The organism is Streptomyces sp. ML-6, assembly GCF_030116705.1.
Classification (GTDB): Bacteria; Actinomycetota; Actinomycetes; order Streptomycetales; family Streptomycetaceae; genus Streptomyces.
This window is the reverse complement of the sequence record NZ_JAOTIK010000001.1, coordinates 5,829,489-5,854,019: the sequence shown is the minus strand read 5'-3', so window position 1 is coordinate 5,854,019 and position 24,531 is coordinate 5,829,489. Positions and strand designations below refer to the sequence as shown.

Annotated in this window: 21 protein-coding genes; 5 read left to right on the top strand and 16 right to left on the bottom strand. The window is 71.2% G+C overall.

What is annotated here, in order from left to right; translation table 11 throughout:
* Positions 1–23: 23 nt before the first annotated feature.
* On the bottom strand, positions 24–896 hold the full coding sequence (locus OCT49_RS25990) for an MBL fold metallo-hydrolase (protein ID WP_283854233.1): 873 nt from the start codon (positions 894–896) through the stop codon (positions 24–26).
* Positions 897–1,059: 163 nt separating this feature from the next.
* Complete coding sequence (locus tag OCT49_RS25985) at positions 1,060–1,485, bottom strand: ATP-binding protein (RefSeq protein ID WP_283854232.1); 426 nt, start codon at positions 1,483–1,485, stop codon at positions 1,060–1,062.
* Positions 1,486–1,596: 111 nt separating this feature from the next.
* Between OCT49_RS25985 and OCT49_RS25980 the strand changes: the two genes are divergently transcribed.
* Both OCT49_RS25980 and OCT49_RS25975 read left to right on the top strand, forming a co-directional pair.
* A complete protein-coding gene (locus tag OCT49_RS25980) occupies positions 1,597–2,421 on the top strand; it encodes a helix-turn-helix domain-containing protein (RefSeq protein WP_283854231.1) in 825 nt (274 codons plus the stop codon).
* Entirely contained in the window at positions 2,418–2,681 is a 264-nt protein-coding gene (locus OCT49_RS25975; protein WP_283854230.1) for a DUF397 domain-containing protein, read from the top strand. The genes OCT49_RS25980 and OCT49_RS25975 overlap by 4 nt, the downstream gene beginning before the upstream one ends.
* Before the next feature lie 115 nt (positions 2,682–2,796).
* Here OCT49_RS25975 and OCT49_RS25970 read toward each other — a convergent pair whose 3' ends face one another.
* From OCT49_RS25970 to OCT49_RS25955, 4 genes are all read right to left on the bottom strand, one after another.
* A complete protein-coding gene (locus OCT49_RS25970) occupies positions 2,797–3,312 on the bottom strand; it encodes a hypothetical protein (protein ID WP_283854229.1) in 516 nt (171 codons plus the stop codon).
* Positions 3,313–3,699: 387 nt separating this feature from the next.
* The gene (locus OCT49_RS25965; RefSeq protein WP_283854228.1) at positions 3,700–4,212 is read right to left on the bottom strand and encodes a GNAT family N-acetyltransferase; all 513 of its coding nucleotides are present in this window, start codon (positions 4,210–4,212) and stop codon (positions 3,700–3,702) included.
* A 145-nt stretch (positions 4,213–4,357) separates the two neighbouring features.
* Complete coding sequence (locus OCT49_RS25960; protein WP_283854227.1) at positions 4,358–6,154, bottom strand: laminin G domain-containing protein; 1,797 nt, start codon at positions 6,152–6,154, stop codon at positions 4,358–4,360.
* 713 nt (positions 6,155–6,867) lie between these two features.
* Positions 6,868–7,899 carry a phosphotransferase family protein gene (locus tag OCT49_RS25955; protein ID WP_283854226.1) on the bottom strand — a complete coding sequence of 344 codons (1,032 nt, stop codon included), beginning with the start codon at positions 7,897–7,899 and terminating at the stop codon, positions 6,868–6,870.
* Between the two features lie 132 nt (positions 7,900–8,031).
* Here OCT49_RS25955 and OCT49_RS25950 point away from each other — a divergent pair, with 132 nt between their 5' ends.
* Positions 8,032–8,601 carry a DinB family protein gene (locus tag OCT49_RS25950; RefSeq protein ID WP_283854225.1) on the top strand — a complete coding sequence of 190 codons (570 nt, stop codon included), beginning with the start codon at positions 8,032–8,034 and terminating at the stop codon, positions 8,599–8,601.
* A gap of 130 nt (positions 8,602–8,731) precedes the next feature.
* Here OCT49_RS25950 and OCT49_RS39870 read toward each other — a convergent pair whose 3' ends face one another.
* Positions 8,732–9,646: an ALF repeat-containing protein gene (locus tag OCT49_RS39870; protein WP_349632805.1), complete on the bottom strand. Its 915-nt coding sequence runs from the start codon at positions 9,644–9,646 to the stop codon at positions 8,732–8,734.
* Between the two features lie 258 nt (positions 9,647–9,904).
* Positions 9,905–10,429 carry a hypothetical protein gene (locus OCT49_RS25935; RefSeq protein WP_283854224.1) on the bottom strand — a complete coding sequence of 175 codons (525 nt, stop codon included), beginning with the start codon at positions 10,427–10,429 and terminating at the stop codon, positions 9,905–9,907.
* A gap of 373 nt (positions 10,430–10,802) precedes the next feature.
* Between OCT49_RS25935 and OCT49_RS25930 the strand changes: the two genes are divergently transcribed.
* Complete coding sequence (locus OCT49_RS25930; RefSeq protein WP_283854223.1) at positions 10,803–11,426, top strand: YceI family protein; 624 nt, start codon at positions 10,803–10,805, stop codon at positions 11,424–11,426.
* 173 nt (positions 11,427–11,599) lie between these two features.
* On the opposite strand, the gene OCT49_RS25925 is transcribed toward OCT49_RS25930, so the two are convergent.
* Positions 11,600–14,596 (bottom strand): SpoIIE family protein phosphatase, encoded by a 2,997-nt coding sequence (locus tag OCT49_RS25925; RefSeq protein ID WP_502963420.1) that lies wholly within the window; start codon positions 14,594–14,596, stop codon positions 11,600–11,602.
* Positions 14,597–14,648: 52 nt separating this feature from the next.
* The gene (locus OCT49_RS25920) at positions 14,649–16,070 is read right to left on the bottom strand and encodes a hypothetical protein (RefSeq protein ID WP_283854221.1); all 1,422 of its coding nucleotides are present in this window, start codon (positions 16,068–16,070) and stop codon (positions 14,649–14,651) included.
* Positions 16,071–16,258: 188 nt separating this feature from the next.
* Here OCT49_RS25920 and OCT49_RS25915 point away from each other — a divergent pair, with 188 nt between their 5' ends.
* Positions 16,259–16,741: a hypothetical protein gene (locus OCT49_RS25915; RefSeq protein ID WP_283854220.1), complete on the top strand. Its 483-nt coding sequence runs from the start codon at positions 16,259–16,261 to the stop codon at positions 16,739–16,741.
* Positions 16,742–16,919: 178 nt separating this feature from the next.
* Here the strand turns inward: OCT49_RS25915 and cimA are convergent, their stop codons facing one another.
* The 6 genes from cimA to ureA all read right to left on the bottom strand — a co-directional run bounded on the left by cimA (position 16,920) and on the right by ureA (position 24,344).
* Positions 16,920–18,527: a citramalate synthase gene (gene cimA, locus OCT49_RS25910; protein WP_283854219.1), complete on the bottom strand. Its 1,608-nt coding sequence runs from the start codon at positions 18,525–18,527 to the stop codon at positions 16,920–16,922.
* A 376-nt stretch (positions 18,528–18,903) separates the two neighbouring features.
* Complete coding sequence (locus OCT49_RS25905) at positions 18,904–20,238, bottom strand: MFS transporter (RefSeq protein WP_283854218.1); 1,335 nt, start codon at positions 20,236–20,238, stop codon at positions 18,904–18,906.
* A 98-nt stretch (positions 20,239–20,336) separates the two neighbouring features.
* Entirely contained in the window at positions 20,337–20,942 is a 606-nt protein-coding gene (locus OCT49_RS25900; protein ID WP_283854217.1) for a TetR/AcrR family transcriptional regulator, read from the bottom strand.
* Between the two features lie 3 nt (positions 20,943–20,945).
* Positions 20,946–21,959: an agmatine deiminase family protein gene (locus OCT49_RS25895; protein WP_283854216.1), complete on the bottom strand. Its 1,014-nt coding sequence runs from the start codon at positions 21,957–21,959 to the stop codon at positions 20,946–20,948.
* Positions 21,960–21,978: 19 nt separating this feature from the next.
* On the bottom strand, positions 21,979–23,667 hold the full coding sequence (locus tag OCT49_RS25890) for an urease subunit alpha (RefSeq protein ID WP_283854215.1): 1,689 nt from the start codon (positions 23,665–23,667) through the stop codon (positions 21,979–21,981).
* Positions 23,664–24,344 (bottom strand): urease subunit gamma, encoded by a 681-nt coding sequence (gene ureA, locus OCT49_RS25885; RefSeq protein WP_283854214.1) that lies wholly within the window; start codon positions 24,342–24,344, stop codon positions 23,664–23,666. Before ureA ends, OCT49_RS25890 begins: the two co-directional genes overlap by 4 nt.
* Positions 24,345–24,531 lie beyond the last annotated feature (187 nt).

The window sequence follows — 24,531 nt, the reverse complement described above, 5'->3', positions numbered from 1 at the left end:
GTGAACGCGCCGGGGCACATCGCTCACCAGCGGAGGGCAGTGAAGTCGATCGGCCGGGGCTCCAGCAGCGCCGTGCGTTCCGCCAGCGCGTGCAGCCGCCGGGACATCTCGTCGGCGTCCAGGCGCCGCCGGTCGCCGTGGCCGGGCAGCACCCACTCGAACCGCAACTGCCCCGCCGTCCTCGCCAGGGAGGCGGCCAGCTCCTCGATGGAGTACCAGGTCACGCTCTCCGCGACCTCGAGGTCCTCGGTCGTGCGTGACCAGTAGAAGCTGTCGCCGGTGAAGCAGTACCGGTCGTCCGCGAGGTAGAGCACACTGCCCCGGGTGTGACCGGGCAGCGGGTGGGCGGTGACGCCCTCGCCGACCTCCACCGGGTCGAGTCCCTTGATCACCCGGTCCGCGTCCGGTGCCGCGTCGAGGTCGCCCTCGTGGATCCACAGCCGGGCGCCGAAGTGGTCGGCGTAACGGCGGCCGTGCGCGGCGTGGTCGCGGTGGGTGAGCAGTACGTCGGTGACGGGGCCCGTGGCCGCCACGTACCGCTCGGCGAGCTTGGGGCTCCAGCGCGGGGTGTCGATCATCATGGCCGTGCCGGAGGGCCGTCGCAGCAGGTAGGAGTTGGCACCGGCGGTGTGCGGGGAGTTGTGCCCGCACACCAGCACACCGTCGTCCAGCGCCATCGGGAACGGGTCGAGTGCCGGGTCCGGCTGCCCGGACGCGGGGCGGATCGAGCGGGTGTGGCAGGCGAAGACGGCGGCGTGTAAGCGCCGGCTCTCCGCCTCGTCCTCCGGCTGCCGCAGGATGCGCGACGCCCCGCCCTCCTCGCCGATCAGCTCGGGTGCGAACTGCCGGGCGACATCGCAGTTGGTGCAGCGGTCGTCCACGTACCAGCTGTCCATCACAGGGGTCCTTCCACTTCACGTCCATGGGGAACGGCCCGGCCGGGGCCGCCGCTCCAGGGGTATCCCACCCGCGACCGGAACCGGTAGACCCCGCCGATCTTGTGTCTCGCCCCCCGACCAGCTCCGATGCCCCGAGCACATCGTGGGGGTATGCAGCACTTCATCCGCTTGCGTCCCCCGCCCCGAACTCGCACCACACCACCTTTCCCGGGTTCCGCTCCCCCACCCCCCACTTGTCGGCGAGCGCCGCGACCAGCAGCAGCCCGCGCCCGCCCTCCTCGTCGGGCGTCGCCCAGGAATCACGGGCACGGGCCTCCCCGTCACCGCTGTCGTGGACCTCGACGCGCAGAAGACCACCGACCTCCTCCCAGGAGAGGTGCACACGAAAACCACGGCCGGGCGGGACTCCGTGCAGCACGGCGTTGGTGACGAGTTCGCTCACGCAGAGCAGCACGTCGTCGGCCCGGACATCGCACGCCCAGTCGACGAGAGCCTCGCGCACGAACTGCCGTACGAGCGGCACGGCGCGAAGCTCCCGGCGGTGGAACGTCTCACGAAAACAGGGGAGTTGAGTTGTTTCGTTCACGCACACAACGTCACACAAAGTCACTAGCGTTGAGCACCGAGTGGGGCCGTACAACGCATTCGTACGGCTTCTGACGGGTCATTCGGGGTTCGCAACGGGGAGAGGCAGCTCATGCAAACGGCAGAGAAGAAGAGCAAGCAGATCACCTCCTGGCACCTGATCGGCGCCCAGTTGGCAATGTTCCGCAAGGCGGCCCGGATGACGCAGGTGTCACTGGCCGACCGGTGCTCCGTGGGCGAGGACACGATCGCGTCGATCGAACAGGGCCGCAGGACGCTCCAGCTGGACTTCGCGATCCAGCTGGACGAACTGCTGGAGACAAAGGGGGCGTTGCGGGTCGCGGTGGAGAAGGTGCCGCTGAAGGAGCGGTTCCCGGCGTTCGTGCAGAACTTCGTGGAGTACGAGCAGAACGCGGTGTCGCTGTTCTGGTACGAGAACCAGGTGGTGCCGGGACTGCTCCAGACCGAGGAGTACGCCCGCTTCCTCTTCTCCTGCCTCTACCCGCCCCTCGAAGAGGACGAGCGGGAGGAGTGGGTGACGGACCGGCTCGACCGGCAGAAGCTGCTCAGCCGCAAGCCCCGCCCCATGCTCCACTTCCTGCTGGAGGAGAGCATTCTGCGCAGCGAGATCGGCGACCCCGCCGTGCTGCGGAACCAGATCCGGCATCTGCGTCAATGCATGGAACTCCCGTTCCTGGACCTCCAGATCATGCCGATGAAACTGCCGAAGCATGCCGGGCTGGCGGGCCCGATGGTGCTGCTGGAAACCCCCAACCACGACCACCTCGTCTACGTGGAGGGTCAGTTGACCAGCTACCTGCACGAGGATCCAGATGACGTCAGTGTGCTCCAGCAGAAATGTGGGATGCTGCGTTCGCAGGCGCTCTCCGTCGGGGCGAGCGCACGCCTACTGGACGAACTGCTTGGAGAGACATGACCCGCGCAGCACACCCGGCCCCTCGTACCGCCGTCCTCGCCTGGTTCAAGTCCAGCTACAGCAGCGACCAAGGCGGCGCCTGCCTCGAAGTCGCCTACAACTGGCGCAAGTCGAGCTACAGCAGCGACCAGGGCGGCGACTGCGTGGAGGTGGCCCCCCACCCCGCCGCCGTCCACATCCGCGACTCCAAGGTAACCGACGGCCCCGTCCTTACCGTTCCCCCCGCCGCCTGGACCGCCTTCCTGAACGCCACGGTCTGAGAAGCCCCGCAACCACCCCCGCCCCGCCCCGCCGCCCCTCGGGCCGGCCCCGGCGGGGCATTGTGCTTCCCGGATACGGGCTCAGGAAAGGGAACAGGCCCCTCTGCTCTTGCCTTCAGGTGATCAGGGTGGCGATGCCTCCGGTGAGTAGCCCCACGACAACGATCAGCGGGCTGCCCTTGAGGGCGGCACCGAGGTGGAACCGGAGGTCACGGTACTCGGCCATGCCCTCCGTACCGGGAAGAACCAGCAGGCGCGGGCGCAGTCCGGCGAAGATGATCCAGTCGAGGACGACAAGGTCCCAGACCGTCAACGTGGCGAAGACGAGGGCCGCACAAACAGCCGCGGACAAGAAATCCAGGCCCTCGTGCAGTGCGCCGTCGAGACCGACCATCGCCCCGATCATCAGGGGAAGGCCGCAGACGGCCCAGATGAACACGCCGAAGAGCAACGCCACCCGGCGGCCGCGGGCGCTCTTGGGTCTGCCGTACCGACGCTGGATCGCGGGGGGATAGTCGTCCAGCAGGAAGTCCCTGCTCATGGCGGCTCCGGCGAACACCGCCGCAGTGAACAGCACGCTCAGCACCAGCCCGTGGCCCAGGCCGTACCCGAGGACTGCCGACCACTGCATGCCAACCTCCCGGAGCATTCCCGAAATCTCGGTGAGCGTGACCCAACCTTCTCCCCCTCCTTGAAGTCAACACCCTGTGAAGTTCAAGGCTCGTCAGGATGCCGCCGGGGCAGGAGCAGACGAGGCCGGGACACTCGCGGCACCCCCGGGCAAGCGTGCGGCCGGGGTCCGGAGGCGCCCGGAGTTCCGCAAGGGTCGACCCACTCCGACCAGGGAAAGGATCGCTCGGGGAGATCGTTGCCGTTTGTCGGAGCGACCGGCCACAGTCCCGGCTGGACACCGACCGTCGGCAGGAAAGCCTGCGGGGCCATTGCCCGGCCCGCACCTTCGCGAGGGGCGAGGGGCGAGGGGCGAGCGCCGGCGCTCGGGCCGCCGGGCAGGCTCCGGTCAGCGCACCAGTTCGGCAGCCAGAAGGTCCATCAGGAGGCCGTCGTGCCAAGTGCCGTCCATGTCACGCTCGTACTGCCGCATGACGCCGACCGGCCGGAAACCCACCTTGCTGTAGCAGCGGATCGCCACCGCGTTGTCGGCTGCCGGATCGATGACCAGTCGGTGGTAGTCGTGGTCGTCGACAAGATGGCGGGCCAACGTCCGCACGGCGTCGGTGCCCAACCCCCTGCCGTGCACGGCGGGATCGAGAAAGAGGTCGATGCCGGCGTGCCGGTAGTCGGGCTCTTCCTCGGCGTGCCACTGAATCATGCCGACGATCCGCTGCTGGTACTCGATGGTCAGATGCCGGCTGTCGGAGTCTTCGAGGTCGGCCGAGATCTCCGCCTCGAGATCGTCCCCACCCCTCCATCGCGCCCGCACCTCGGGAGTGGCCCGAATGGCGGCCAGGGCGGGAACGTCCTCGCGAACAGTGGGCCGAAGGGAGACGGAAGCACCACGCAGCACAGTCATGGCCAGGAACTCTACGTCCCCGCGCCATCGAGCCACACTCCCATATCGCCATGCACGGGACCGGGGCAGCCGATCACCGGATTCAGTGGCGGGGCCGCCCTGGAAGGCGGCCCCGCCACTTCCGGTCAGGTGTGGGACAGCGAGGTCAGGTACCGACGATGTCGCTCACTTGGCCTGCGTCGCTCAGCGCTCCTGCCCAGATCCGGATGTCGCCGATCCGCCCGGGCAGGTAGTTGCCCCAGGATCCGAGGTATCCCTTGCCGACGGAGAACTCACCGCTGCCGACCTGTGCGGTGTAGGGCGTGTTCCCGCCGCTTTGAGGATTCGCAGCGAGATAGAGCTCAATGGTTCCGTCTTGCGCGTCGTAGACACCGGTGAGACGGACCTCGGAGTCCAGGGCGGCTTCATCCTTGCTGACGACCGATGTCCCTGTGCCGTCTGCGGTCAGGCGGCCGAAGTGCCAACGCCCGACCGGCACCGGCTTGGTCACGGGATTGCCGTTCTCGTCGAGGACCAGTTCGCCGTCCTCGTCGAGCTCCGGTTCCTGAACGATGCCGGTCTTCTCGAACCACAGACTCCAAGAAGATCCGGTGGCCGTGCGCTGTCCGAGGATCTGGGCCTTGTAGCCGTTCGGCTTCTCCATGATCGCTGCCCCGTCGACGAGCGCCTGCGCCGTCACCGTGAACGAACCCGAGTCATCGATCACAGGACCCGGTGTGCTCCCGGCACCCGACCTGCCGTCCAGCACCAGCTTGCCGTCGACCAGCGAGGCGCCCGAGGAGAGCGACAGGGCGCCGTCGTAAGCCGGTGCGTTGTTGGGCAGCGAGGTACCAGTGGCTTGAGCGGGGTTCCATGAGGCGACGAGTTCCGCGGACGGCTTTCCGTCCGCGCCGAGGAGCTTGCTCTCCTGCTTCACCTGTACCTCGGTCAGTGCCTCCTGCCACACCGCCACTTCATCGATCACGCCCGGGAAGTAATCCGTGTACATACCGGCCGACTGAACGCGGCCGATCTGCAGCGGACCGGTCGCCGCCCAGGCCGTCGTGAACGGGGTGGTGCCCTGGAGCTCGCCGTTGACGTACAGGCTGATCGTGTTGTCGACGGAGTTGAACACGCCCGCCAGATGGGTCCACACCTTCGGAACGGCCTGGTTCTTGGAGGTGACCCGCTGGTAGGACACCGCATCTCCGGTGGGTGCGTCGCTGTCCGCCTCGCGGAACGACCACTTCTTGGTGCTCTGCTCGTAGCCCAGGAGGAACGGACTGCGGTTCGCACCGTTCTGCCCCATCACGGTGGCGTCCCGCGAATCCGTGCCCAGGCGGACCCATGCGGCCACCGTGTACGAGGCACGGGTGTCGACGACGGGGCCGGCTGTCGCGGCGTGGCCGGTGGTGCCGTCGAGGGCGAGGCCGCTGTCCGTCACCTTCTCCACCGGAGTGGTGTCCGTGGCCGGGGTGACCGTGATCTCACCACGGCGCCCCTGGCCGGTTCGGGCCGCGCCGCCGGCCAGGGTGGCGTTGTCCTGGAGCTGCGGGTCGGTGGTGGAGGAGTCGATCGCCTCGTCGCCCGCGTCGTGGAAGTTCCATCGTCCGACCGGTCCGTCGCCCTCCTTGACGGCGAAGTCGACGGAGTTGGCGGCGCCGGGACCGTGCGCGTCCTTCGCTTCCACCTGCAGGGTTATCAGACCCGATCTCGGGGGTACCGGAGCGATCTTCACGGTCGCCCCGGGGATGTAGGGCGACCACGAGTCATCGGTGGAGAGCTTGTACCGGTACGCGGTGTTGACGTCCCCCGCCGCCGGGCCGAGAGTGAAGGACCCCGCCTGGCCGGGCTTGCCTCCCGGGACACAGGAGTTCGCCGTGCACGGGGTGTACGGGCCGGTGGGGTCGAACGTGATGGTCGGGGGCTTGGGCGCCGCCTCCCGCTCGGTGCGCTCCTCCACAACTCCCCCGGGAGACGGGGGTGATGCCACGGCTTGCGAGGCCAGAGCAGGAAGCGAGCCCGCCACCGTGACGGTGACAGCCAGCGCGCACACACCGTGACGCGCTCGACGCCACAACCAATCGTTCACAGATCCCACCCCAACCCCACACGGATTCCACAAAAGTCAGCCAAATATCGAGGCATGATCAGAACCGGTCAAGAGTGATCCGGGTCACTTCATGGGCGAGTTGCGGCAGCGAAGGAGCCTCGCCCGCAAGCGGGACGAGATCCCCCGGGCGCAAAAAAACAGACCGTGAAGTCTAAAAATCCTTGGGGGTTTTCGCCCCCGACAGGGCGCCTCGCCTCCCGACGCCCCGCACCCCAACCACCGAAGCCCCCGCCCCACGCCGCCCCGTGTTCCGCAACGCGAATCCCGTTCACCCCGCATCAAGCTCCACCGGATAGCGCACACGGGCACCTCTTGGACCGATGGCCACCAGAACAGAGAGGGGCGACCGACTCCATCCCTTGTCGAGTGAAGTCACAAAAAGCAACTCTGTGTAACCATCAGGGAATTGGCGACTGAGGCAGCATCAGACCGGAGGTCAGGTACTCAACGCTTCTCACCCGTAGGTTTTATGACGACTCAACAGCTTTGCTGTTTTGTATGTGAGTTGTTCCTGTATCCGCAGAATGCGCCGCGTCCTGGCCGGGTCCCGGGCCGGTGCTCCCCTACGGTCGTTGTGAGGGCAAGGGGCGGAGTCCGGGCCATCGGGTGAGCATGCGTTGCCGGAGGGCCTCGGCAAGTCGTCCCAGCTCTTCGAGAGCGCTGCCGCCGCCGTCGGTCATCCGGCTGACGGTTCCGAGGCGGTGGACGAGTCGTTGCCGGGCCGTTGCCGGGCCCCATTTCCAGTCCCTGTGCGGGAGCCGGGCCAGGTGGTCGGTGGTTCCCCGGTGGGCCCGCTGGACCAGGGCGTCGCCCCGCAGGAGCCAGCCGGCGCAGGCGTCGGTGAGGTCGTCCGGGGCGTCGGTACCCGTGACGTCGCGCCATGTCGTGCGGTAGGCGGTCTCCGCCTCGGCCAGCAGGGGTGGGGGCGGGGCGGTGGAGCACCAGCAGGTCGGGAAGCCGATGCGGAGGTAGGCGAGTTCCACGAGGCCGTCGCCCAGGGCGGCCTGCTCGAAGTCGATGAACCGGACGCCGTCGCCGGTGTGCATGTCGTTGCCGGGGCAGGGGTCGCCGTGCAGCAGGGCCTGGCCCCGGGGGCGGGTCAGACGATCCAGGAGCCCTTCGAGTTCGGTCCGTACGCCGGACGGCACCGCGACGTCGAGCGTCGCGGCGAGGGCGAGGAAGGAGTCGATGTCCTTCCGGGTCGGGCCGGACCAGGCGGGCAGCTTGCCCGCGTCGTCGGCGTTTGTGGCCGCGTGGAGCCGGGCCAGTGCCGTGGCGTAGTCGATCACCCAGTCCTCGCGGGGCGGCCGGTGCTCCACGTGTTCGAGGACCAGGACCCGTGCCTCCGGGTCGGTGCCGAGGAGCGTCGGGACCACGGGCGGATCGACCCGGGACGCGAGGCGCAGCGCGGCCACCTCGCGCGCGTACCTCTCGGTGGCCTCCGGGCCGTCGATCAGCTGCTTGACCACCACGGGCGTACCGGACAGCTCGGCCCGCCACACTCGTGACCGGGGGCTGCTGTCCAGCCGGACTGCCCTGCTCGGCACGCCGAGTTCGGCCCGCAGTTCCTCCCCGAAGGGCATTCTCGACCGCATGGGCCCATCCTCGCACGCGCGTCGTCGCCGCCGGCCGTCGCGCGAGTCGCAGGAGGCCCGTGGGTGTCGCAGGAGGCGCGTGCGCGTCGTTCGCCTGCAAATGGCTGGCGGGTCCGGGCCCCGCGGACGAACATGGCACGCATGAACGATCAACCCGCGCGATGGACCCAGGCGACCGTCTACCCCGACATGTGGGCCGACCCCGATGACGATCCCCGTGACAACGACGGGGCGAGCCCGGAAGGCGAACTCGCCACGCTGGACGACTTCCTGTCGGGGTATCGGATGACCCTGCGGATGAAGTGCGAGGGCCTGGACCCCGAGCAGTTGGCCCGGCGGTCGGTTCCGCCGTCGACGATGTCGCTGCTCGGCCTGGTCCGGCACCTGGCCGAGGTGGAGCGGGACTGGCGCAACTGGATCAGTGACGGCGATCCGCTGCCGAAGCTGTACGGCAGGCGCGACGCGGACTTCGACGAGGCCGTCGCCGACCAGGCCGTGGTGGACGCCGCGTACGCGGACCTGGAACGCGAACAGGCCGCGACCGACGCCGCGTTGGCCGCGCATCCGGATCTGGGCGAGCGGCTGGGGAAGGACCGGACCTCGGTCCGGGAGCTGATGGTGCACCGGATCGAGGAGTACGCCCGCCACTGCGGGCACGCCGACCTGTTGCGCGAGTGCGTCGACGGCAGGGTGGGGCAGTAGCGGGAACGGTACGGGGAGGGGCGGTGCGAAGGCCCCGGCCCGAGGGCCGGGGCCTGAGGGGTGCCGACCCGCCCGCCCCGTGCGCACGGGCCGCCGCAGGAGCGGACCGGGCGCACGGGCCGGGGCGGGGTCAGCCCGAGGTCGGCGGGGTCCGGCCGTCCGCCTCGTACTGGCCGACTTCCAGGAAGTGACGCAGTTCCTCCGGGGTGCCGTCGATGGCCTCCTCGGCCGCCGCGCGCAGGGCGTCGCTGATGCCGGGGTCGGCCAGGATGCGCGCGATCGCCACCCGGTCGTCCTCCGCCTGGGCAAGCCGGAGTCCGGTCTCCAGGAAGTAGCGCACGTCCTCGGCCGTGCCGTCCAAGGCCTTCTGCGCCTCCCGGTACACCGCCTTCCCGATGTTCGGGTCCGCGAGAATCCGCGCGACCGCCACCCGGTCATCCTCCGCCTGAGCAATCGCCCAGCCGGTCTCCAGGAAGTAGCGCACGTCCTCGGCCGTGCCGTCCAAGGCCTTCTGCGCCTCCCGGTACACCGCCTTCCCGATGTTCGGGTCCGCGAGAATCCGCGCGACCGCCACCCGGTCATCCTCCGCCTGAGCAATCGCCCAGCCGGTCTCCAGGAAGTAGCGCACGTCCTCGGCCGTGCCGTCCAAGGCCTTCTGCGCCTCCCGGTACACCGCCTTCCCGATGTTCGGGTCCGCGAGAATCCGCGCGACCGCCACCCGGTCATCCTCCGCCTGAGCAATCGCCCAGCCGGTCTCCAGGAAGTACCGCATGTCGTCGATCGTGCCGTCCATGGCCTCCTGGGCCTCACGGAGCACGCCCCTGCCGCTCTCGGGGTCGGCCAGGATGCGGGCGATCTCGGCGCGGAGTTCCTCCTCCGTCATCGAGTCGTAGGGGGAGTCCTCGGCCGGGCCCGCGTCGGGGGCCGTCGTGGTGGCGGCCGGGGAAGGGGCCGGCTGTGCGGCGGCAAAGGACGGGGTGGAGAGCAGCAGGGCCGGGGCCAGGGTGCCTGCGGCCACGGCCAGCGCCGCACGGGTCAGTCTCACGTGGGTACCTACCTCTGTTCGGGAACGGCCGGACGCCTCGTGCACCGGTCGGTCGCACGGGAGTTGGCGGCGCGTCCGATCCCGCACCGCCGCATGCTGTCCGGCGGCGAGGGATCATGCCAGGAGGCGGCGCCCGGCGCACTGCCCGGACCGGGCAGACTTCACCCCCGACTCATTGCCGACATGATCATGACCATGCACGAGTGCCCCCGTCCCGGCGGAACGGGGGCACTCGTGCGGGCGTGCGCGGTGCGGAGGTCAGCAGCCGCCGCAGTTGTAGTACGTCACGTCCCAGTGGTTGCCCTCGTCGGCGTAGATGTTGCCGGAGCCCGCCTTGTACTGGGGAGCCCCGTCGCCGCGCACCCCGATGTAGGTGAAGGTGTTGTGGACGTAGTTCGTGAGGCAGCTCGACTTGCCGAAGTCGAGCTTGTAGCCGTTCCAGTGCGAGTACGTGCCACTGGCGTGCCCGGTCTCGGTGCCGCCGGTGATGTTCAGCGCGCAGCCCGTGGCGCTCCTGAGGGTCTGGGCGCCCTGGGCGGTGGCCAGGTTGAGCTGGTCGAACGAAGTGCAGGTCGCGACGTTGCGGTTGGAGCAGCCGCCGGACGAGGACCAGGTGATCCCGGAGGAACTGAACCGGGCGGTGGCCTGGGAGTGGGTGAGCTTGGTGACGGCGTGGGCCTGGGTGGCACCGCTGCCGAGGACGCCGACGCCCGGGGCGAAGAGCACGCCGAGGACGAGGGCGAGGGCAGTCAGGGCGGGGCGCAGTGTCATACGGGACACCATGGGGGGACTCCTCCTGCTCATGACAAACAAAGACATGCAGATACTGCCCGAGCTCTACGCGCGTCCGCCAGAGGGGAGCAGGGATCGGGCGGGAGTTGTCCCGCCGTTCCGGCGCCGTTCACCACCCCCGACGCATGACCCACATCCGCCCCCGGTGCGCGGCCCGCACTCGCCCCTGATGCAGGGGCCCACGGTCGCCCCGGACGCACGGCCCGCAGCCACCCCGGACACCTCGATCCGGAATCACTCGTTCCTAGATGTTGAACATTGAACTAGATATCGCTACAGTCAATCTCGTTGAAGAATAAACAATGACTTCGACCCCCGCTCGATCGCGCTCCCCCAGCTCGATCATGTTTCCCGAGGAGGAGCCATGGCTCTGTTCAACCGCAAGAACAACAACAACGTCCCGGCCGCCACCGCCACCCCCGCCGTGGACCCGGCGCTGGCCGCCCTCACCGGTGACTACACGATCGACCCGGCCCACAGCAGCATCGGCTTCATCGTGCGCCACGCCATGGTCACCAACGTGCGCGGCACCTTCGGCGACCACGAGGGCACCCTGAAGCTGGACGGCTCCGACCCGGCGAACTCCACCGCCTCGATCGACATCCGGATCGCCAGCGTCGACACCGGCATCGCCGACCGCGACGCCCACCTGGTCAGCGGCGACTTCTTCGACGCCGAGAAGTTCCCCCTCATGACGTTCCGCTCCACCAAGGCCGAGCAGCTCGGCGGCGACGACTACCGCGTCACCGGCGACCTCACGATCAAGGACATCACGCGCCCGCTCTCCATCGACCTGGAGTTCAACGGCTCCGCCACCGACGTCTACGGCAACGAGCGCGTCGGCTTCGAGGGCAGCGCGACCATCCTGCGCTCCGACTGGGGCCTGACCTGGAACGCGGCGCTGGAGACCGGCGGCGTGATGGTCAGCGACAAGGTCAAGCTCACCTTCGACATCTCCGCCATCAAGGCCGCCGCCCCGCAGGCCTGACGACCCCCGTCGCACCGCGCCGTACGGGACGACGCACCGCACCGTACGGAACGCACCACGCCGTACAGCACGCGCACCGACCCGAGCATCCCCGCCCGCCCTTCCCTCCCCCACCGGGGGGCGGGAGGTGCGCCGGCGCCGGCGCGGACGGGACGCACCCCAGCGGGTGCGGATCACCGAGGATCCGGACGGCCCGAGGACCCGCCGCTGAACACACCTCCGCCGAGCGCACCATCACCACGCGCGCCCTCACCACGCACGTCCTCACCACGCGCACCGTCACCACGCGCGCCCTCGTCCGGCGCCCCGCCGTCCGCCTCGTCCACGCCGTCCGCCTCGTCGTCGCCGAACAGGTCGTCGCCGAACAGGCCCGCCCCCACCGGGCCCTCCCCGTCCGACTCGCCGACCGTCTGCTCCGACCAGATGACCTTGCCGGTCTCCGTGTAGCGGGTGCCCCAGCGTGCGGCGAACTGGGCGACGAGGAACAGGCCCCGGCCGCCCTCGTCCGTCGTCGCCGCGTACCGCAGGTGCGGGGCGGTGCTGCTGGTGTCGGAGACCTCGCAGATCAGGTTGCGGTCGTACAGCAGGCGCACCTCGATGGGGCCCTCGCCATAGCGCACCGCGTTGGTGACCAGTTCGCTGAGGATCAGTTCGGTGGTGAACGCCTCCTCGTAAAGACCCCGGGCGGTGAGCCACTGGGCGACCTTCTTGCGCACCCCGGCGACGGCCGCCGGGTCGGTGGCCACCGGCCAGCGCGCGACCTGATCCGGGTCGAGGACGTGGGTACGGGCCACGAGCAGGGCGACGTCGTCGCCCGGCTGCTCGGGCAGCATCGCGGCCAGCACGTCGTCGCAGGTCTGCTCGGGCGTCCGGTCACGGCCGACGAGGCAGTCGCGCAGCAGCTCCAGGCCGGTCTCGATGTCCCGGGCCCGCCCCTCGACCAGACCGTCCGTGTAGAGCACCAGACGGCTGCCCTCCGGTACGTGGAACTCGGTCGCCTCGAAGGGCATGCTGCCGACGCCGAGCGGGAGTCCGGCCGGGACGTCGGGGCACTCGACGGTGCCGTCGGGCAGCACCAGCAGCGGCGCGGGATGGCCCGCCCTGGCCACCGCGCAGTTCCCGGACACGCCGTCGTAGATCGCGTACAGGCAGGTGGCCCCGGCGATCTCGACGCCGCCGTCGGCGGCGGCCTCCTCCCGGTCGATCCGGGCGACCAGTTCGTCGAGGTGGCCGAGCAGCTCGTCGGGGGCGAGGTCCAGCGCGGAGAAGTTGTGGATGCCGGTGCGCAGCCGCCCCATGGTGGCCGCGGCGTGCACCCCGTGGCCGACCACGTCGCCGACGACCAGCGCGACCCGGGCGCCGGACAGCGGGATCACGTCGTACCAGTCGCCGCCCACCCCGGCCCGCGCCGGGAGGTAGCGGTGGGCGACGTCGAGGGCACTCTGGTCGGGCACCCCGCGCGGCAGCAGGTTGCGCTGCAGGGTCACGGCCATCTCGTGCTCGCGGGTGTAGCGGCGGGCGTTGTCCAGGCTGACGGCCGCGCGGGCCACCAGTTCCTCGGCGAAGGACAGGTCGTCGTCGTCGAACCGTTCCGAGTCGTCCATCCGCCAGAAGTTCACCAGTCCCAGGATGACTCCGCGGGCGTGCAGCGGTACGGAGATCATCGAGTGGAACCCGTGGTCCATGAGGTTCCGGACCCGCTCGGGGTCCCAGTACCGCCGCCCTATCCGGGCGACGACCTCGTGCTCCAGGTCCTCCGCGTCGAGCCGCACGTGCACGGCCCTGGTCCGGGAGGGCACGAAGCCGACCTTCCGGCCGAGCGGGTACAGGGGTTGGCCCCTCTCCGGGGCCGCGATGGCGGTGCGCCGCATCTCCAGCCCCCCGTCGGCCGACACGGCCGGGTCCTCGCCCTGCGGCAACGGGCCGACCAGGTCCACGGTCGTGGCGTCGGCGAAGCCGGGCGTGGCCACGTCCGCCAGCTCCTGGGCCGTCCGGGTCACGTCCAGGGTGGTGCCGATCCGGGCGCTCGCCTCGTAGAGGAGCAGCAGCCGTTCGGTCACGGACTCCGCCTGCCCGGTCACGGCGCGCAGTTCCGTGGTGTCGCGCAGGGTCACCACCGTGCCGGGCGGTCCGCCGCGCTCGTCGGTCGGGCGCAGGTTCACGGCCAGCAGCCGGTTGCCGGAGCGCAGCACCTCGTCGCTGACGCTCCCGCCGGAGGCGAGCAGGGCCGCCGTGCCGGGGGCGAGGCCGAGCTCCGTGACCGCCCGGCCCTCGGCGTCCGGGGGAAGGTCGAGCAGGCGGCGGGCCTCGTCGTTGGCGAGGGTCAGCCGGTGGTCGGCGTCGAGGATGAGGACGCCCTCGCGGACCGCGTGCAGCACCGCGTCGTGGTGCTCGTACATGCGGGTCATCTCGGCCGGTTCGAGCCCGTGGGTCTGACGGCGCAGTCGCCTGGTGACCAGGGCGGCGGCGCCCGTGGTGAGGGCGAGGGCGATCGCCGCGACCGCCAGGCTCGGCGGGATGGAGCGGTCCGCCGCGCTGTTCACCGTCTCGACGCTGATCCCCACGGAGACCAGGCCGATGACCGTGCCGTCGGACCGTTCGATGGGCACCACGGAGTTGACGGAGGGGCCGTGGATTCCGGCGAAGGTCCGAGTGAAGCCCTCCCCGTCCAGCGCCTCCTTGTACGGGCCCACGAAGTGCTTGCCGATCCGTTCGGGGTCGGGATGGGTGTAGCGGATGCCGCGCGTGTTGGCGACGACGACGTACTCCACCCGGGTCTGCTCACGGACCTGCTCGGCGTGCGGCTGCAGGATCGCGGTGGGGTTCGCGCTCTCCAGCGCGGGCACGACGCCCGGCGAGTGGGCGAAGGTCTCGGCCACGCTCAGGGTACGGGCGCGGGCCTCGTCCATGCTGTCCTGGCGGCCCTGCACGAACAGGGCGACCATGCCCGCCGTGACGAGCAGCAGGACGAGGAGGAGCACGAGGCAGAAGACCTGGCCGGCCACGGTGCGCACGGTGAACAGCGATCGCAGGCCACCGCCCCGGGGGCGGCGGTCCGGGGCCCGGCCGGCCGGCGTGGAAGCGGCTCGGGCCGGGCGATCCCCCTCATGCCGATGCGATGGCCGGACGGACCGTCCCAGCCGCGCCCGGAATCGGCCGATACCAGACATAACTTCAGGTCTAGCACGAATCGCACCCGCACGAGAGGCCGCCACCGGGGGCTCAGAACCCGCCGCCGTCGAAGCCTCCGCCCCCTCCGAAGTCGCCGCCGCCGAAGCCGCCGCCGTCGAAGCCCGAGGAATCGAAGTCCGCTCCGGAGAAGTCCCCGCCGCTCCATTCGCCGGGGCCGAAGTCGCCGCCGCCGTACTCCGCCGCGTACGCCGGGGTCGACAGCATGGAGCCGAGCATCGTGCCGGCGAGCAGTCCGGGGAGCAGCCCGCCGCCGAAGTAGCCGCCCGCCCAGGGGCCGTACGCCGGGCCCGCCTCCCAGTACGGGCGGCGTCCGTCCCCGGTGTCGACGGTGCGGCCGAGGGGTTCCTCGCCCGCGCGCAGCCTGGTCCCGTCCACCGCGCAGACCGGGATCTCGCGGGCCGTGCCGCCGGCCGGGGACCACCGGACGTCGGTGACCGAGGGGCCGTGGCGCGGGTCGAAGAAGCACGGCGGGCGGCGGGCGGGCGGCTCGCGGCCGGCCCGGCGGGCCTCCAGGACGGCCAGGGAGAACCGGCCGTCCTCCAGGGCCCGGGTGACCTCGCGCACGTCGGACGGGTGGCGGGCGGCGGCCATGCGGGACTTCGCGGTCTCGTAGGAGTCCAGTGCCCGTTCGTAGTCCGCGCGCATGAGGTCGTCGGCGCCCGGTTCCGCGGGGTGGAAGTCGAGCCGGTCCAGGGTCTCGCCGTACGCGGTGATGTCCTCGTCCACGACGACCCGGAGCTTGTCGAGGGCGGCTCGTTCCTCTTCCTCCTTGCGCCTGCGGTTGCGGCGGACGACGCCGTAGGCCGTGCCGCCGCCCAGTACCAGGATGCCGCCGACCACGATCAGCGCGGTGATGGACGACGGGTCTCCGCCGGGCGGGGCGCCCCAGGAGGCGGGGGCGCTGCCGCGGGCCTGTTCGAGCGCCCGGTCGACGAAAGCGTTCAGCTGGGTCGCGGCGTCGGTGGCCGTGCCGGGCGCCTTCACCGCGGTGGTGAGGTTGTCGACCGCCCGGGTGGGCATCACCTGCGGGTCGGCGCCCGCGTCGAACGCGTCGCCGAGACGGACGGCGTAGACACCGGTGATTCCGGTGCCGGTGCGCAGGGTGGGCAGCAGGTCCTGTTCGGGGAACGCCTCGGTCCGGGGCAGTACCGCCACGAACACGGGTTTGTCGGCGTCCTTGATCTTCTTCGTGAGCGCGGCGGCCTGCGCCGGGGAGAGCTGCTCGGCCGCGGCCGGGTCGACGTACACCGGGCTCCTGCGCAGCGCCTGCGCGACCTCGTCGATCGTGGCGGCGCGGACGGTGGCGGAGCCGACGACGGACGTACCGGCCGCGGCGGAGCCGGCCTCGGCGGCACCGGTCGTCGCGGGCGTACCGGGTGCCGTGCCGAGGACGGCCGCCGCGAGGGTCAGCAGCAGACCGGCCGACAGGGACGGGAACCTTCTGTTCCGCATACTTCGAAGCTAACCCGGACGGGACGCTCGTGCGCTGTCGTCCGGGCCTCCTGTTCCGCGACCTGCCCGCCGGGCCTCCCCCTCGGCCGGTGTCGTCCGTAACCAGCCGGGCGGCGGGCGGCGCCGGCCGGCCGACCGACCGACGGAAGTGTCCGGAGGGCCCGGACCGGGAACCGGACTGTGGAACGATGACCGCCATGGCAGGTCAAGTCTGGGTGTCACTCATATCGTTGGGCGGCGTCGCCCTCGGCGGCGTGCTGTCCTACCTCGTCCAGCACCGGACCCAGCAGTCGGCGGAACGCACCGAGCAGGAGCGGCAGCGGATCGCGCTGTCGGAGACCCGGCGCGCGGAACGGCTGGCGCTGCTGGAGCGGTTCATCGAGGTCTCGGCGGAGGCCGAGCGCTGCGCCTACACCCGGCCGTCCGCGTGGGAGGACACCGACGACTGGTACCTCACGGCCCGGGACGTCATGTCCCGGTTCTGGGTCGCGGACCGCCTCCTGCGCGTCCAGTTCCCCGCGTCCGTGCACGAGGTCGCGCACGCGCACTTCCTCGACCTCAACCGGACCGTGTGGCACGGACTGCCCGACGGCGACAACGAGAGCCTGCGGGACCTCCTGGAGATCAACCGGTCGGCGTTCCTCGACGCGACCCGCGAGGTCATGGGGTAGTCCCGCGTCCCGTCCGTTCCCAGCAGGCCCCGCGCGGCGCCCGCTCCCGACGGGCCCCGCGCCCCGCCCGCTCCCGACGGGCCCCGTCCCCCGTTGTTCCCGACGGGCCCCGTCCCCCGTTGTTCCCGGCAGGCCCCGCGCGGCGCCGGGCGACGCGCGGGGCCCGTCCGCCCGGTGGTTATTCCGTGGGCTCGACGCCGGCCCGCAGGAGGCCGTAGGTGTACGCGTCCTCCAGCGCCTGCCAGGACGCGGCGATGACGTTGTCGGCGACGCCGACCGTGGACCATTCGCCGGTGCCGTCGGCCGTGGTGATGAGGACGCGGGTGGTGGACTCGGTGCCGGTGCGGCCCTCCAGGATGCGGACCTTGTAGTCGGTCAGCTCCAGCTTGGCGAGCTGCGGGTGGAGCCGTTCGAGGGCGACCCGCAGCGCCCGGTCGAGGGCGTTGACCGGGCCGTTGCCCTCGGCGGTGGCGACGATCCGCTCGCCCTTGGCCCAGAGCTTCACGGTCGCCTCGTTGGCGTGCGTGCCGTCGGGGCGGTTCTCGACGATGGCGCGCCAGGACTCGGTGCGGAAGTAGCGGCGGGGGCGGCCCTCGGCCTCGGCGCGCAGCAGCAGTTCGAAGGAGGCGTCGGCGGCCTCGTAGCTGTAGCCCTTGAGCTCGCGCTCCTTGACCCGCTCCACGACCCGGCCGACGAGCTCGCGGTCGCCGCCGAGGTCGATGCCGAGCTCCTTGCCCTTGAGCTCGATGGAGGCGCGGCCCGCCATGTCGGAGACGAGCATCCGCATCGTGTTGCCGACCAGGGCGGGGTCGATGTGCTGGTACAGATCGGGGTCGACCTTGATCGCGGAGGCGTGCAGTCCGGCCTTGTGGGCGAAGGCGGATACACCCACATAGGGCTGGTGGGTGGAGGGCGTCAGATTGACGACCTCGGCGATGGCGTGCGAGACGCGGGTCATGTCGGCGAGGGCGCCCTCGGGGAGGACGCTCTTGCCGTACTTGAGTTCCAGCGCGGCGACGACGGGGAAGAGGTTGGCGTTGCCGACCCGTTCGCCGTAGCCGTTGGCGGTGCACTGGACGTGGGTGGCGCCCGCGTCGACGGCGGCGAGGGTGTTGGCGACGGCGCAGCCGGTGTCGTCCTGGGCGTGGATGCCGAGCCGGGCGCCGGTGTCTGCGAGGACGGTGGAGACGACCGCGTGGACCTGGGCGGGGAGCATGCCGCCGTTGGTGTCGCAGAGGATGACGACGTCGGCGCCCGCCTCGGCGGCGGCGCGGACGACGGACTTGGCGTACTCGGGGTTGGCGCGGTAGCCGTCGAAGAAGTGCTCGCAGTCGACGAAGACCCGGCGGCCCTGCTCCCGGAGGAAGGAGACGGTGTCGCGGACCATCTCCAGGTTCTCCTCCAGCGTGGTGCGCAGTGCGAGTTCCACGTGGCGGTCGTGGGACTTGGCGACCAGCGTGATCACCGGGGCGCCGGATTCCAGCAGGGCCTTGACCTGGGGGTCCTCGGCGGCCCTGCCGCCGGCCCTGCGGGTGGCGCCGAAGGCGACCAGTTCGGCGTTCTCGAACTCGATCTCCTGCCGCGCGCGGGCGAAGAACTCGGTGTCGCGGGGGTTGGCGCCGGGCCAGCCGCCCTCGATGAAGCCGACGCCGAAGTCGTCCAGGTGCCGGGCGATGGTCAGCTTGTCCGCGACCGTCAGGTTGATGCCTTCACGCTGGGCTCCGTCGCGCAGTGTGGTGTCGAAGACGTGGAAGCTGTCGTCGGTGGCCTTGGCCTTGGTGGTCATGCTGGTCTGACTCCTGTCGGATGAGCGGATCCGGACGTTCTGGCTCCACTTGCCCCCATCATTCCGCGTGCGCCTCGCCCGGCCGAGGTGAGGGCCGGAAAACGAAAAAACCCCTCGCGGGTGCGAGAGGTCTGCGCGCGGGTCTGGGGCACGGTGGCCGCGTCGCACGTGATGGTGCGGGGCGGTCACTGCGGACCGGCGCGCCTGCTGCCGATAATCATGACGGACGAAGGCACGGAGGCAGTCTTGCACAGGGCCGCCTCCGTGCCCCTCCCCGTCTCAGGATGCGGGCGGGCGCCGGTCGCCCCCGCCAGGGCGCAGGATGTGACGCCGATCGCCCCTGGTCAGGACGCGGGGGTGATGCCGGTCGCCCCCGTCAGGGCGCGGGGGTGACGCTGGTCGCCCCGGGCCGGTGCGCACCGGCCCGGTCCGCGTCCTTGCTGCCGATCCGGCCCAGGTCGATGTCCCGGGTCTCGCGCATGGTCAGGTAGACCACCAGGGAGACCGCGGCGCAGCCCGCCACGTACCAGTAGAAGCCGGACTCGACGCCCGCCTTCTTGAACCAGAGCGCCACGTACTCGGCGGTGCCGCCGAAGAGCGCGTTGGCCAGGGCGTACGGGAGGGCGACGCCCAGGGCGCGGATGCCGGTCGGGAACAGCTCCGCCTTCACGCAGGCGTTGATCGAGGTGTAGCCGGTGACGATCACCAGGGCGAGCAGCGCCAGTCCGAAGGCGGGCCAGAACGTGCCCGCGTGCTTGAGCATGGTCATGATCGGCACGGTCAGGAAGGTGGAGCCGATGGCGAAGCCGATCAGCAGCGGGCGGCGGCCGACCCGGTCGGAGAGCATCCCGGCCAGCGGCTGGAGGCACATGAAGACGAACAGGGCGCAGAAGCTGACGAGCGAGGCGGTGGACTTCTCCATGCCGGCGCTCTTGGAGAGGAACTTGGTGAGGTAGGTCGTGTACGTGTAGTAGGCGACGGTCCCGCCCATGGTCAGCGCCATCACGAGGAGCGCCTCGCGCCGGTGCCGCCACAGCGCCTTCAGGGTGCCCCGGTCCTCCTGACCGGCGGCGCCGGACTCCGCGTAGACCTCGGTCTCCAGCATGTTGCGGCGCAGGTAGAAGACGATTCCGGCGCCGAGCGCGCCGACGACGAACGGGATGCGCCAGCCCCAGTCGTGCAGGGCCGCCTCGGACATGTTGCGTTGCAGGACGATCTGGAGGCCGAGGCCGACCAGCTGTCCCGCGGTCATGGACACGTACTGGAAGCTGGAGGCGAAGCCGCGCCGTTCGGGGGCGGACGCCTCGGTGAGGTAGGTGGCGCTGGCGGCGTACTCGCCCCCGACGGACAGGCCCTGGAGCAGCCGGGCCACCAGCAGGACGGCGACGCCGCCGTATCCCGCGACGTCGTACGTCGGTGCGACGGCGATGAGGATCGCGGAGGCCGACATGAGGGTGACGGTGAGGGTGAGCGCGGCCTTGCGTCCTCTGCGGTCACCGATCCGGCCGAGCAGCCAGCCGCCGACCGGCCGCATGAAGAAGCCGACGGCGAAGATGCCCATGGTGTTCATCAGGTTGGCGGTCTCGTTGCCCTCGGGGAAGAACGAATCCGCGAAGTAGACCGCGAAGGTGGCGTACACGAACCAGTCGAACCACTCGACCATGTTGCCGGCCGAGCCGACCCAGATCTTCTTCCACTGCTCTCGTCCCATGGTCCGCCACCGTGCCCGACGGGCGAGGGCCTGAACAAGGGCGCCGTGCGCAACGATCGCGCGTACTTATGTGCGTTTCGTTCACGGGCCGGTGCGCGTCAGCGGGCGGCGAGCGATTCCTCGACGAACTCCCCCGCCTCGGCGAGGACCCGGGAACGTCCCGTGCCGGGGATGCCGACCGCGACGTGGACGCTGAAGCCGTCGAGCAGGGCGCGCAGCCGGGTCGCGAACCGTTCGGCGTCGACGGCGCGGAACTCGCCGCCCGCGATGCCCTCCCGCACCAGGGCCACCAGGTCGCGGTGCCAGGCGTCCTCGATGGCGGCCTGCCGGGCGCGCGCGTCGTCGTCCGCGGCCCGCGAGCGGTTCCACACCTCCAGCCAGAGCGTCCAGTGCGGGTCGCGGTCGCCGTCGGGGAGGTACAGGTCGATGTATCCGTGGAGCCGTTCGCGGGCCGTCGCCCGCCCCGCGAGCAGGGCGCGCCGCCGCGTGCCGAGCCGTCCCTCGCTCCACTCCAGGGTCTGGAGCAGCAGCTCGTCCTTGGTGTGGAAGTAGTAGAGGAGGTGTCCGCTGCTCATGCCGACCTCGCGGCCGAGCCCGGCCATGGTGAGGCCGTCGAGCCCCCGTTCGGCGATGGTGGCCATGGCTGCGGCCAGCAGTTCCTCACGGGGCGGGGCGGTGTTGCGACGGCGTGGCGCGGGGGACACGTTTCAGACCTTCGGCTGCTGCTGGGTGATGCAGTGGATGCCTCCACCGCCGGCAAAGATGGTACGGGCGTCGACGAGCGTCACCGTACGGTCGGGGAAGAGTTCGCCGAAGATCTCCGCCGCCTCCTGGTCGCGCGGGTCGTCGAAGGCGCACAGGACGACGCCGCCGTTGCAGAGGTAGTGGTTGATGTAGGAGTAGTCGACCCACTCCCCGTCGGCCTTCAGCACGGTGGGTGCCTCGACCTCGACGACCTCCAGGGAGCGGCCCCGGGCGTCGGTGGCCCCGCGCAGGATGCGGACGGTCTCGCGGGTGATCTCGTGGTCGGGGTGGGCCGGGTCGGGCTGGACGTGGACGACGACGGTGCCGGGGCGGGCGAAGGCGGCGACGATGTCGACGTGGCCGAGGGTGCCGTACGTGCCGTAGTCGCCGGACAGTCCGCGCGGCAGCCAGATGGCCTTCTCGGTGCCGAGCCGGGCGTGGATCTCGGCCTCGACCTGCTCGCGGGTCCAGTCGGGGTTGCGTTCCTTGCCGAGCTGGACGGTCTCGGTGAGCAGGACGGTGCCCTCGCCGTCGACGTGGAGGGCGCCGCCCTCGTTGACCAGGCGGGAGCCGTGCACGGGTACGTCGGCGAGTTCGGCGACGGAGCGGGCGATGTGCCGGTCGTGCTCCCAGCGGGCCCAGCCCTGGGCGCCCCAGCCGTTGAACGTCCAGTCCACGGCGGCCAGTTGCCGTCCGTCGGTGACGAAGGTGGGGCCGATGTCCCGCATCCAGGCGTCGTCCAGGGGGCGGACGGCGAGCTCGATGTCCGGGCCGAGGAGGGCGCGGGCGCCGTCCTCCTGGCCGGGGCCGACGACCATCGTGACGGGTTCGAAGCGGCGGACGGCGCGGGCCACGGTGGCCCAGGCGTCGCGGGCCGCGGCCAGTTCGGCGCCGGTGCCGAAGGTGGGGTTGGGGCCGGGCCAGGCCATCCAGGTGCGTTCGTGCGGGGCCCACTCGGGCGGCATGCGGAAGGTCATGAGGTGTCCTGGAGGGGTGTCAGAGGAAGTAGAGGCGGTTGAGGGAGACGGAGTCGGCGGGCTCGGAGCGCAGCGGGTCGCCGTCCAGGGTGACCAGGCCGCTGCGGGCGTCCACGGCGACCTCTCCGGTGCGGGAGTTGTGCACGAGGTCGCCGGGGCCGATGCCCCGGGTGCCGTGCACCCCGACGCGGCGCCGGCGGGTGGGCATCGAGTCCGCCCCGAGCTGGGTCGCGGCCCGGGAGACGAAGGCGACGGAGAGGTCGGCGGCGGTCGCCCCGTACGCCCCGAACTGCGGTCCGAGCACGAGCGGTTCGCAGGTGTCGGTGGCGGCGTTCGGGTCGCCGGTGACGCCGTACGCGGGGAAGCCGGCCTTGAGCACCAGTTGCGGCTTGGCGCCGAAGAACTCGGGCCGCCACAGCACGATGTCGGCGAGCTTGCCGGTCTCGATGGAGCCGACCTCGTGCGCGAGGCCGTGGGCGATGGCGGGGTTGATGGTGAGCTTGGCGATGTAGCGCAGCACCCGGGCGTTGTCGTCGTCGGGGCCGTCGCCGTCCATCGGGCCGAACTCGGCCTTCATCTTCCCGGCCATGGCGAAGGTGCGGCGCACCGTCTCGCCGGCCCGGCCCATGCCCTGGGCGTCGGAGGAGGTGATGCCGATGGCGCCCAGGTCGTGCAGCACGTCCTCGGCGCCCATCGTCCCGGCCCGGATGCGGTCACGGGCCATGGCGGCGTCGCCCGGCAGGTCCGTCTTGAGGTCGTGGACGGAGACGATCATCCCGTAGTGCTCGGCGACGGCGTCCCGGCCGAAGGGCAGGGTCGGGTTGGTGGACGAGCCGATGACGTTCGGCACACCGGCCATCTTCAGGACGTTGGGGACGTGTCCGCCGCCGCAGCCCTCGATGTGGAAGGCGTGGATCGTGCGGCCCTCCAGGACGCGCAGGGTGTCCTCGACCGACAGGCACTCGTTCAGCCCGTCGCTGTGCAGGGCGACCTGGACGTCGTGTTCCTCGGCGACCCGCAGCGCGGTGTCCAGGGCGCGGGTGTGGGCGCCCATGTCCTCGTGGACCTTGAATCCGCAGGCCCCGCCCTCCGCGAGCGCCTCGACCAGCGGCGCCCCGTGGGAGGAGGAACCGCGGCCCAGGAAGCCGATGTTGACCGGCCAGGCGTCGAAGGCGTTGAAGGCGTGGCGCAGCGCCCAGGGCGAGTTGACGCCGACGCCCCAGACCGGGCCGAACTCCTGGCCGATGATCGTGGTGACGCCGGAGGCGAGGGACGCCTCCATGATCCGCGGCGAGAGCAGGTGGACGTGGGTGTCGACGGCGCCCGCCGTCGCGATCATGCCCTCGCCGGAGACGATCGTCGTGCCCGTGCCGACGACGACGTCCACGCCGTCGAGGGTGTCGGGGTTGCCGGCCCGGCCGATCGCCGAGATCCGGCCCTCGCGGATGCCGATCGAGACCTTGCGGATGCCCTGCACGGCGTCGATGACCAGCACGTTGCTGATGACGACGTCGCAGGTGTCGCGGACGGCGGCGGCCTTGAGGTGCAGCCCGTCGCGGGCGGTCTTGCCGAATCCGGCGAGGAACTCCTCGCCGTACGCCTGCGCGTCGGACTCGACGCGGACGGTCAGCCCGCTGTCGCCGAGCCTGACCCGGTCCCCGGCGCGCGGGCCGTGCACGGAGGCGTACTCGTACGGGTCGATGCTCATCGTCCTGCTCCCAGGTATCCGCAGGCCGCGGCGCGCCGCAGGGCCTCTTCCCGCGCGCCGGGCGCGTCGAGCGGGCCGTCGACCAGCCCGGCGAAGCCGATCGCGATCCGGTCCCCGCCGATGGGCACGAGCCCCACCTCGACCGACTCCCCCGGCCCGAAGCGGACGGAGGACCCGGCAGGGACGCACAGCCGCATCCCGTACGCGGCCGAGCGGTCGAAGTCGAGCCGCGGGTTGGCCTCGAAGAAGTGGTAGTGCGAGGTCACGGAGACCGGCACGGTCGCGGTGTTGCGGACCTCCAGCCGTACGGCGGGTTCCGGCCCGGGCCCGGCGGGTCCGGGGAGGACGGCCCCGGGCGCCCGGTCGCCGAGGCTCCCGCCCAGCGGGGCGGGGACCACGGCGAGCCGCGAGCCGTCGTCGAAGACGGCCTCCACGTGGACCTCGGTGACGACGTCGGCCACGCCGGGCAGCACGTCGTCGGGGCCGAGCACCGAGCGGGCGGCCTCGATGGCCTCCGCCAGCCGGAGCCCGTCCCGGGCGGCCTCGCAGACCGTGTCCGCGATCAGCGCGGTCGCCTCGGGGACATTGAGTCTCAGCCCCCGGGCGCGGCGGGCCCGGGCCAGTTCGGCCGCGCCGAAGAGCAGCAGCCGGTCGCGTTCCGTAGGGGTCAGTCGCACGTCTCCGTACCTCCCGGTTTTGAGCAGCACTCTAACCTGGGGTTAGAGTGATGCTCAAACAAGGACGGGTGTCGCCCCCGTCACAGCCGGACGCCGCCCGCCCCGGCCACGGGGCCGCCGCTCCCGGCCCTCCGGCGCCCCAGGAGCCCCGGGAACGCGCAGGGCCGCGCCCGGCGACGGCCGGGCG